Below are 9,509 nucleotides of genomic sequence, written 5' to 3'. Positions count from 1 at the left end.
CGTCCTCTATACGGACGGGCTCATCGAGGACCGCCGCCGGGAGATCGACACCGGTCTGGAGATGCTGCGCCGCTCCCTGTCCCACCCCGGCCGGACCCCCGACCAGATCTGCACCGAGGTGCTGGACGCGCTGCTGCCCAGCAATCCGAGCGATGACATCGCCCTGATCGCCGCCCGGACCCGGGTCGTGGGCGCCGACCGCGTGGCCTCCTGGGAGGTGCCGTCCGACCCCGCCGCGGTGTCCGGGGTGCGCGCCGAGGTCATGCGGAAGCTGGCGGAGTGGGGGCTGGACGAGGCCGCGTTCACCGCCGAGCTGGTGCTCAGCGAGCTGATCACCAACGCCATCCGGCACGCCACCGGCCCGATCCGGGTGCAGGTCCTCCGCGACCGCGCGCTGATCTGCGAGGTCTCCGACACCAGCAGCACCTCTCCGCATCTGCGGTACGCGGCGACGACGGACGAGGGCGGCCGGGGGCTGTTCCTGGTCGCCCAGTTCGCCGAGCGCTGGGGCACCCGCTACACCTCGGACGGCAAGGTCATCTGGGCCGAGCTGGCGATTCCATAACGTCCATCCGGGCCGCGCGGGCGATTCCGTTGCGCCCATCCGGGCCGGGCGGGCGGTTCCATAGCGTCGCCGGGCGGGCCGACGGCGGCGGCGTCAATGGCAGCGTCATATGCGTCCGGAACATGACGCTTCGCAGCGCCTCGATTTGACGGGCCGTCATGATCCATGTGCCGAGAGGGCCCGGTCAAACTGACGTGACTCTACTAACATGTGGCGCCCACGGCTTGATGTCCGCGTGGTCCAGCCAAAAACCCTCAACGCGCCCATGAGGACCTGATAGATGTCAGCACACATATCCAGCCATCCGTACAAAGGGCCCTCGGTGACGCGCGGGGCCCTTACCGTCCCCCTGCTGGCAGTCGTCGTCGCCGCCGGAGCGGGACTGTGGGTGACCACCGCGGTGCCATCCGCCCAGCGCGCCTTCGTCGCCGTCTTCTGCGGGGCCGCCGCCGTGCTGCTGGGGGTGGCGCTGGCGGTCGCCGCCAACCGTTCGCGGACCATCGGCCGTCTCCAGGAGCGGGTCACCTCGCTGGAGACCGCGGCCGCCGCGCAGGAGATCGAGGCCACCCGGCTCGCCGAGGAAACGATTCCGTCCGCGGTGCGGCAACTGCGCGAGGGCGGCTCGGTGGAAACCGTGATCACCCGCATGGAGCGGCCCACCAGCCGGGCCCATCAGTATCTGCTGCGGACCCTGCTGCGCGAGATCGGCGACGGTGAGCGGATGCGCGCCTCCGCGATGGCCGCGTGCGCCAACGCCGCGGGCCGCGTCCAGGCGCTGGCCACCAGCATGCTGGCCGACCTCCGGGAGATGGAGAACCGCCACGACGAGACCGTCCTCGGCGATCTGCTGAAGCTGGACCACGCCACCGCCCAGGCGGGCCGGATCGCGGACAGTATCGCGGTGCTGACCGGTGCCCGCTCCGGGCGCCGGTGGACCAAGCCGATCGTCATGGAGTCCGTGCTGCGCGGCGCGATCGGCCGGATCAGCGCCTTCCAGCGGGTGCGGGTCCACTCGACCAGCAACGCCGCGGTGGCCGGTTACGCGGCCGAGGGCGTCATGCACGCCCTCGCCGAGCTGATGGACAACGCCGCCAGCTTCTCGCCTCCCACCGAGGAGGTGCATGTGTACGTCGAGGAGACGCACGCGGGCGTCGTGGTGACCGTCGAGGACGGTGGCCTGGTGATGGGCCCGGCCGCCCTGGACCGCGCCCAGAAGGCCGTCTCCTCCGAGAGCCTGGACCTGATGACCCTGTCCGGCACCCGGCTGGGCCTCGCGGTCGTCGGCTGTCTGGCCCGCAAGCACGGGCTCACCGTCTCCTTCCGGCCGTCCGCGCGGGGCGGCACCGGTGTCGTCGTCCTGATCCCGCAGCAGCTGGTCACGCACATCAACCAGGACGCCGTCGTCCTCGACACGCCGGGTACCGTCCGCACCGGGGTCCCCCGGCAGGCGTCCGCCGCGTCGACCGCCACGAGCGCGTCCACCGCCACGAGCGCGTCCACCGCCACGGTCGCGCCCGCCCCGACCGCGTCCGCTCCGGCCGCCGCGCCGTCCACGTCGCCGGAGACCGCCCCGTCGCCGTCCCCGTCGCCGTCGTCCGCGCCGGAGCCCTCCGCGCAGCCCTCGCGGGTCAACGGACTGCCCAAGCGGCGCCGTGGCGAGACGCTGGCCGCCGCCACCCGCGCGGCCGCCCAGGCGGCCGAGACGGAACCCAAGCCCAAGACCAGCCGTCCACGACCCGAGGAAGCCGGAGCCCGCTTCGGCGCCTTCCGCCAGGCGGCTCGCGGTGGTTCCGCCGCCGGTGCACCGTGTGACACCGAGCCTTCGGTATCCGCAGATCACACCGAGACCGCCGAGTCCGCCGAGCCTGCCGAGAACGACAAGCCGTGACAGAAGGAACGCCGATGAACACCACCGACCGCAGCTTGGACTGGCTGTTGGAGAACCTGCTGGAGAAGACTCCGGGCTCGCGCCACGCCCTGGTGTTGTCACGGGACGGTCTCAAGCTGTGCCTCTCCTCCGGGTTGTCCGTGGACCAGGCCGATCAGCTGGCGGCCATCGCGTCGGGCATCCAGAGCCTCGCCCATGGCGCGTCCATCGAGTTCGGCGACGGAAGCGGCGGCGTACGGCAGTCGATGACGGAGTTCCACGGGGGGATTCTGTTCATCGTGGAGGCCGGCGAAGGCGCCCATCTCGCCGTGGTGGCCCATGACGATGCCGATGTCGGCATCATCGGCCACAACATGAACGAGCTGGTCGAGCAGATCGGTGACCATCTGCGGGCCGCTCCGCGGGTGGAAGCGGGCGGCAGCGTCGGCGGGGCGAGGGCATGATCCGAGGTCCGCTGGACAAGGAGGGCCCGGACCGGCTGTACACCGTCACCGGCGGCCGCAGCCGGGCCGACGAGAGCCGGTTCGACATGGTCACGCTGATCGTCAGCGAAAGCGATCCCACCCCCGGAATGCAGTCCGAGCACGTCAAGATCCTGCGGATGTGCCGCCGCCCCCTGTCGGTCGTGGAGATCTCCTCGTATCTGGAACTGCCCGTCAGCGTGGTCAAGATCCTGCTGTGCGATCTGCTGGACACCGGCCGGATCACCGCGCGCCATCCGCATGCGGCCCGCCCCGGCGGCCGGCTGCCCGGGCCCGAAACGCTGAAGAAGGTGCTCGTTGCACTCCAGAATCTCTGAGACCACCGTGAGCACCGCGCTCCCCGGCGGCGCCGGGCACTCCCCGCTGCGGGAGAGTGCGAGCAACGGTCTGAAGATCGTGATCGTCGGCGGGTTCGGTGTCGGCAAGACGACGATGGTGCAGTCCGTCAGCGAGATCCGCCCGCTCAGCACCGAGGAGACGATGACGCAGGCGGGCATCGGCATCGACGACGCCTCGTTCGTGCGCCACAAGACCACCACCACGGTGGCCTTCGACTTCGGCCGGATCAGCCTGGACGAGCAGATGGTGCTCTATCTGTTCGGCGCCCCGGGCCAGGAGCGGTTCTGGTTCCTGTGGGACCGGCTGTTCTCCGGGACCCTGGGCGCGGTCGTCCTGGTGGACACCAACCGGCTCTCCGACTCCTGGTACGCGCTGGACCGGCTGGAGCACCACGGCACCCCGTTCATCGTGGCCCGCAACAACTTCACCGAGCCGCAGCACACGCTGGAGGAGGTGCGGGAGGCCCTCGACCTCCCGCCCGAGGTGCCGATGATCGAATGCGACGCCCGCAAGCGCGACTCCAGCAAGGCCGTACTGGTCGCGCTCGCCCGCTACCTCTACTCCCTGTCCACCAACGGCGCCGCCGGGGAGACCACCGCGTGACCACCCCTGACCCCACGTCCCCGCTGGATGACCTGCCCGGGGCCGCGCCCCAGCCCGCCTTCCCGTCGGCCCCCGCGCCGCCCGACGGGGTGGTGCCCCCCGGGTCGGTGCCGCTGGACTACCAGCGGTTCCGGGACGAACCGATGGAGCTCTACCGCGAGCTGCGCCGGGACCACGGCCCGGTCGTGCCCGTACTGCTGGACGGCAAGATCCCCGTCTGGACGGTGCTCGGCTACCGCGAGGTGGTCCGGGTCACCACCGATCCCAATCTGTACGCCCGTGACTCCCGCCGCTGGCACTCCTGGCATCTGGTGCCGCCCGACTGGGAGTTGACCACCTTCGTCGGCTACCGCCCGACGATGCTGTTCAGCGAGGGCGCCGACCACCAGCGGCGGTCCGAGGCCATCTGCGACGGTCTGGCGTCGGTGGACCAGTTCGAGTTGCGCGCGGGGTGCGAGCGCGTCGCGGACCAGCTGATCGACACCTTCGCGGGCAGCGGCCGGGCCGATCTGGTGGCCGAGTACGCCAGCCAGATCCCGCTGCGGGTGGTGACCCGGCTCTACGGCCTGGACGACACCGAATCCGCCGCCATCCAGGACGATTCGCTCCACCTCACCGGGAACGACGCCCCCATCGCGCTGCAGAAGATGCAGACCCGGATGGAGGCGCTGATCAAGCGCGTCCGGGAGAACCCCGACCAGGTCAACGTCGCCGCCCATCTGGTGTCCCACCCCGCCGGGCTCACCGACGACGAGATCATCAACGACCTGCTCGGCTCCATCTACGCCGTCCAGCAGCCCACCAGCGACCTGATCGGCAACGCCCTCCGGCTGATGCTGACGGACGAGCGGTTCGCCATCACCCTCTCCGGCGGCCGCCGCAGCGTCGGCCAGGCGCTCAACGAGGTCCTGTGGGAAGACACCCCGGTCCCGTTCTGGATCGGCCGCTGGGCCGCCGAGGACACCATGCTCGGCGGACGCCGCATCCGTAAGGGCGACTGCCTGATGCTGGGCCTCGCCGCGGCCAACGCCGACCCCGACGTCCGCCCGGACTTCCACTCCGGCGCCGGCGGCAACCAGGCCCATATGGCCTTCAGCCACGGCAAACACGGCTGCCCCCCGGCTGCCCGCGAGATCGCCGAGGTCATCGCCACCGCCGCCATCGAGGTCCTCCTCGACCGCCTCCCGGACGTCACCCTCACCGTCCCCGCGGACGAGCTCGAATGGCGCGTCACCCTGATGATGCGCGGCGTGGCCGCCCTCCCCGTCGAATTCACCCCGGCCCATCCGCACTGACTGTCCACCGTCCCTCGGAGGTGCGCCGCGCACCTCCGGGGGACGTATGGGGTACCGGTTCACCCCATGCGACTCGCGCGAAGGCGTAGCGTGGAAGCCACATCCGCCTGATACCTGACGGTGAGTGGGGGACCAGGGGCCATGGGCTGTGAGGACGAGCAGGGGCTCGGGGAGCGGATCGCTCGGTTCCGGGGCCGGCGCAAGCTCACCCAGGAGCGGCTCGCCGAACGGGCGGAGCTGTCCGTGGACGTGGTGCGCAAGCTGGAACAGGGCCAGCGGCAGACGGCGCGGCTCTCGACGATCAATGCCCTCGCCCGCGCGCTCGATGTGGAACCGTCCGTACTGATCGGTCAGCCGACCACCTTCGAGGTCCGCCAGGAGGGCGACTCGCCGTCCGTGCTCGCGCTGCGGCAGGCCGTCTCCCCGCTGACCGAACTCCTCGGTGAGGACGCCGATCCCGAGGCCCCGCCCACCATCGGGGCGCTGCGCGCCGCCTTACGGTCCACCGAACGCGTCCGGCGCGAGGGGCGGATGGCCGACATCGGCGTCCTGTTGCCCCAGCTCATCCGGGACGCCAGAACGGCCGCCCGCGCCCACAGCGGCACCGACGCCGCCGCGGCCCATGCGGTGCTCGCCGAGGCGTATCAGGTGGCGGCCACCACGCTGGCCGCACTGGGCAAGGAGGATGCCGGGTTCACGGCGCTGGAGCGCTCCATGGAGGCCGCCCGGCGGTCGGACGATCCGCATCTCGAGACCATGGGTGTCTCCACGTTGTCGTGGATCCTGACCAAGCAGGGTCGGCTGGAGGACGCCGAGCGCGTCGCCCTGACCGCCGCCGAGCGGATCGAGCCCGGATTCCGGTCCCGGCCCGTCGATCTGTCCCTGTGGGGAATCCTGCTGCTGCGTGCGGCGACCGCGGCCGTGCGACGCGGCAAGCACGACGCCGTGGACGAACTGCTCAACATGGCGACGGCCGCCGCCTCCCGCATCGGAGAGGACCGCCTCGACTACGCCACACCGTTCGGCCCGACCAATGTCGGTGTCGCCAAGGTCAACTTCCTGGTGGAGATGGAGCGCGGCGCGAAGGCCCTGACCGCGGCCCGTGCCGTTCCCGAACTCCACCGGCTTCCCCCGACGTGGCGCGCCCGATTCCACGTCGACCGCGCCCTGGCCTGTGTCGACCTCGGCAAGGACGACAGCGCCATTCGCGCCCTCCTGGCCGCGGAGGGCGACGCACCGGAGTGGATGCGTTACCACGGAACGGCCCGGCGGGTGGTGGCCGAGCTACGCGGCCGCGAGCGCCGCCGCACCTCCCCCGTGACCGAACTGGCCGACCGGCTCAACCTGGACGGCTAGGACGCGACGTCCCACCCACGCGTCAAAGTGGTACGTACGGTCACTGTGCGGTCGCTCTCGGCGGTCATAGCGTGCGCTCACGTTCACGAACCGCGAGGTCCGCCATGATTGTGACCACCACCGCCCGTCCCTCCGGGCACCCCGGCTACACCGAGACCCTGCCGTGCACGGCCCAGAGCGCCGCCACGGCTCGTCGTCTCGTCCGCACGGCGCTGGCGGTCTGGGGCATAGAGCACTGCGCCGACGCCGCCACCCTCATCGTCTCGGAGCTGGTGGCCAACTCGGTGGACCACACCGACTGCCGCGTCATCCGCGTCACCGTCACCCGCCCCGCGCCCGACGTGATCCGCATCGCCGTCGTGGACAAGTGCCGCACGCTGCCCGTGCCGCGCACCGCCGGGTCCGACGACGAGCGGGGACGGGGCCTGGCCGTGGTGGAGGAGTGCGCCTGGCGATGGGGGGCCGATCGGCTGCCCTGGGGCAAGCGCGTTTGGGGTGAGCTGCGATGTGAAGCCGGGTGATGGCCGCCCTGGGCGCGGACGTTGCCGGTATCGAGCCGGGAGCGGTGAACCCGGGAGGGCAAGCGCGGAAGAAGAGGAGCGTGCTGGACCTTCCTTCCCCTCGTGAGGAAGGTCCGGCAAACTCTGCGCCATGCTGGCCTAATGCGCTGTAGCGCGCATTAAGTAACGGGTGTCACACTAGCGAGGGGCGTGTACGCCGTGCAATGGGTTACCGGGCGTTCGGCGCCCGGATGTCGTGAAGATCTGGTGCTCACGAGGGTGGAGGGGCCGTAGAGTCGGCGCGTCATGACAGAGCGACCACCGCATGGGTCGGCTCGCCCCGGGGGGCGTACCGCCCGGACTCGGGCCGCCGTGTTGGCGGCCGCGTACGAGGAGCTCGACCGCGACTCGTTCGCCGAGCTCACCCTCGATCGGCTCGCGCGGCGGTCGGGGGTGCATGTGTCGACCATCCGGCGGCGCTGGCGCACGGTGGAGGGGGTGGTCGTCGATCTGCTGGCCGAGCGCAGTTCGACGCTGCCCACCCCGGACACCGGTGACTTCCATCGGGATCTGAGGGAACTCACCCAGGCCATCGCGGACTTCAACAACGCCCTGCGCAACCGCAATGTCATGCAGGGGCTGCTCGCGGCCGCCGCGCATGACACCGGGGTCGAGGAGATCGTCCGCAACGCGTTCGTACGGCGGATCGAGGAGGTGACCCTGATCGTGCGGAACGCGGTCGAGCGGGGGGACATCCCCGAGGGCACCGACGCGCTGGAGGTCATCGCCGCACTGGGGGCGCCGATTTACTACCGGGTGCTCATTCTGCGCGGGGCCATCGACGAGCGGCTGGTGCACACCACCGTCGAGGCCACGTATCAGGCGGTCCGGTCCGGGGTGTTCGTGCGGAAGGGATGATGACGCCCCGCGACCCGCGCCCCGTGGGGCGAGGGGCGAGGGGCGCCATCGGTGGGGCGTCAGGAGGACGCGCCGCGTGCCTTGAGCATGTCGGCCATCAGCTGGATATCCGACTGCTGGCCCTGGACCATCGTCTGGGCCAGATGCTTCTCGGTCGGGTCCTTGACCAGTTCGACCGCGCCCCGCGCCATGTCGATGCCGCCCTTGTGGTGGGTGGTCATCAGCTTCAGGTAGAGCACCTCGGCCGCCTTGCCCTTGGCCTTGCGCAACTCGTCGAGCTGGGTGTTGGTGGCCATGCCCGGCATGAGCGAGCCGTCGTGCGGCTTGTACGTGGAGCCCATGCCCTTCATCGAGCCGTGGTCCATGCCCTTCATGTCGTTCTTCATCCACGTCATGGGCGGGTCCTCGGAGGTCTTGTCCAGCCCCCACATGTCCAGCCAGCCCTGCAACATCCCGGCCTGGGTGGCCTGAGTGCTGGCGATGTCGAACGCCAGCCGCCGCACCTCGTCGTTCGTGGTGCGGTCGCGCACGATGAACGACATCTCCACCGCCTGCCGGTGGTGGACGGACATGTCGCGGGCGAAACCGGCCTCGGCCGAGGTGTCCTTCGGCGTCCCCGTGTCGGTCGAGCCCTCCGAGCGGTCACTCGTCAGCCACAGCACCGCCACCGCCACCAGCGTCAGCAGGGCGAGGGCGGCGGCGATCCCCGCCACCAGCGGCTGGCGGGAGGCGCGGCCGACGGCGGTCCCGTCGCTCACGAAGTCTTCCCGTTGGTGCAGTAGGCGCCGGGCTCGGGCGTCTGCTTGCCCTGGACGAACTTCTTGAAGAAGTCGGCCACCCGCGGGTCGGACGCCTGTCGGACGTCGAGCTGATTGCCCCAGGCGTTGAGGACGATCGGCGCGTCCTGCTCCTGGTAGGGGCTCATCAGCGAGTACGGGGTCTTCTTGACCCGCGCCGAGAGGGTGGCGATGTCCTCCTTCGACGCCTTGTCGGTGTACGTCACCCACACCGCGCCGTGCTCCAGCGAGTGCACCGCGTTCTCCTTGGTCAGCGGCTTGGTGTAGACATCGCCGTTGCAGTTCTGCCAGACCTGGTTGTGGTTTCCGCCGACCGGCGGCGACATCGCGTACTTCACCGTGCCCTGGACATGCGTCCGGCCCAGGTTCTTCCAGGTCTTCATGCCCTTGAACTCGCCGGTCTTCACGACCGACGAGGTGACCTTGGCCTCCTTCTTCTCCTTCTTGTCGCTCGCGTCGACGAGGAAGTAGCCCCCGACGGCCAGTCCGGCGACGATCACCGTGACCGAGGTGATGGTGATGATCCGGTACCGGCGCTCGCGCGCCTTCTCGGCGCGGCGCAACTCCTCTATCTTCGCGCGGCGGTCGGCCGCCGTGCCCTTCGTCTTCGATCCCTTGGAGCCCATGGCTGTCCTCAACCTCGCAGTTCGCGCAGATCGCGCAGTTCGCACACTGGATGGGTGGAGCAGTGCATCGCGGTGACCGGCGTCGGCCTAGGTCCGAAGTACTTGGAGTTGGTGGAGGCCGAGGGCGCGGACGGGGTGGT

General features: G+C 70.5%; 11 protein-coding genes. 9 read left to right on the top strand and 2 right to left on the bottom strand.

All coding sequences use genetic code 11. The features are described 5' to 3' along the window. The 9 genes from GWI24_RS33925 to GWI24_RS33885 all read left to right on the top strand — a co-directional run. A partial coding sequence (locus tag GWI24_RS33925) for an ATP-binding protein (protein ID WP_210949893.1) occupies positions 1-565 on the top strand: 565 nt, incomplete at its 5' end. Positions 566-845: 280 nt separating this feature from the next. Beyond that, positions 846-2,453 carry a sensor histidine kinase KdpD gene (locus tag GWI24_RS33920; RefSeq protein ID WP_210949892.1) on the top strand — a complete coding sequence of 536 codons (1,608 nt, stop codon included), beginning with the start codon at positions 846-848 and terminating at the stop codon, positions 2,451-2,453. A 14-nt stretch (positions 2,454-2,467) separates the two neighbouring features. Next, positions 2,468-2,896: a roadblock/LC7 domain-containing protein gene (locus GWI24_RS33915; protein ID WP_210949891.1), complete on the top strand. Its 429-nt coding sequence runs from the start codon at positions 2,468-2,470 to the stop codon at positions 2,894-2,896. Next, positions 2,893-3,252, top strand: a complete 360-nt coding sequence (locus GWI24_RS33910) for a DUF742 domain-containing protein (protein WP_020869869.1) — start codon at positions 2,893-2,895, stop codon at positions 3,250-3,252. The genes GWI24_RS33915 and GWI24_RS33910 overlap by 4 nt, the downstream gene beginning before the upstream one ends. Further along, a complete protein-coding gene (locus GWI24_RS33905) occupies positions 3,233-3,877 on the top strand; it encodes an ATP/GTP-binding protein (protein ID WP_374103369.1) in 645 nt (214 codons plus the stop codon). Before GWI24_RS33910 ends, GWI24_RS33905 begins: the two co-directional genes overlap by 20 nt. Then, positions 3,874-5,172, top strand: coding sequence for a cytochrome P450 (locus GWI24_RS33900; RefSeq protein ID WP_210949889.1), 1,299 nt, complete (start codon positions 3,874-3,876; stop codon positions 5,170-5,172). Before GWI24_RS33905 ends, GWI24_RS33900 begins: the two co-directional genes overlap by 4 nt. Before the next feature lie 141 nt (positions 5,173-5,313). After that, the gene (locus GWI24_RS33895) at positions 5,314-6,528 is read left to right on the top strand and encodes a helix-turn-helix domain-containing protein (protein WP_210949888.1); all 1,215 of its coding nucleotides are present in this window, start codon (positions 5,314-5,316) and stop codon (positions 6,526-6,528) included. A 104-nt stretch (positions 6,529-6,632) separates the two neighbouring features. Continuing rightward, positions 6,633-7,049, top strand: coding sequence for an ATP-binding protein (locus tag GWI24_RS33890; RefSeq protein WP_210949887.1), 417 nt, complete (start codon positions 6,633-6,635; stop codon positions 7,047-7,049). A 351-nt stretch (positions 7,050-7,400) separates the two neighbouring features. Next, complete coding sequence (locus GWI24_RS33885) at positions 7,401-7,946, top strand: TetR-like C-terminal domain-containing protein (protein ID WP_308344178.1); 546 nt, start codon at positions 7,401-7,403, stop codon at positions 7,944-7,946. Positions 7,947-8,005: 59 nt separating this feature from the next. Here the strand turns inward: GWI24_RS33885 and GWI24_RS33880 are convergent, their stop codons facing one another. Both GWI24_RS33880 and GWI24_RS33875 read right to left on the bottom strand, forming a co-directional pair. Next, on the bottom strand, positions 8,006-8,704 hold the full coding sequence (locus tag GWI24_RS33880) for a DUF305 domain-containing protein (RefSeq protein ID WP_210949885.1): 699 nt from the start codon (positions 8,702-8,704) through the stop codon (positions 8,006-8,008). Next, on the bottom strand, positions 8,701-9,369 hold the full coding sequence (locus GWI24_RS33875) for a DUF3105 domain-containing protein (RefSeq protein WP_210949884.1): 669 nt from the start codon (positions 9,367-9,369) through the stop codon (positions 8,701-8,703). The genes GWI24_RS33880 and GWI24_RS33875 overlap by 4 nt, the downstream gene beginning before the upstream one ends. Between the last annotated feature and the right edge of the window lie 140 nt (positions 9,370-9,509).

Source organism: Streptomyces sp. MK37H (assembly GCF_018035285.1).
Classification (GTDB): Bacteria; Actinomycetota; Actinomycetes; order Streptomycetales; family Streptomycetaceae; genus Streptomyces; species Streptomyces endocoffeicus.
This window is presented reverse-complemented; position numbering and strand designations above follow the sequence as displayed.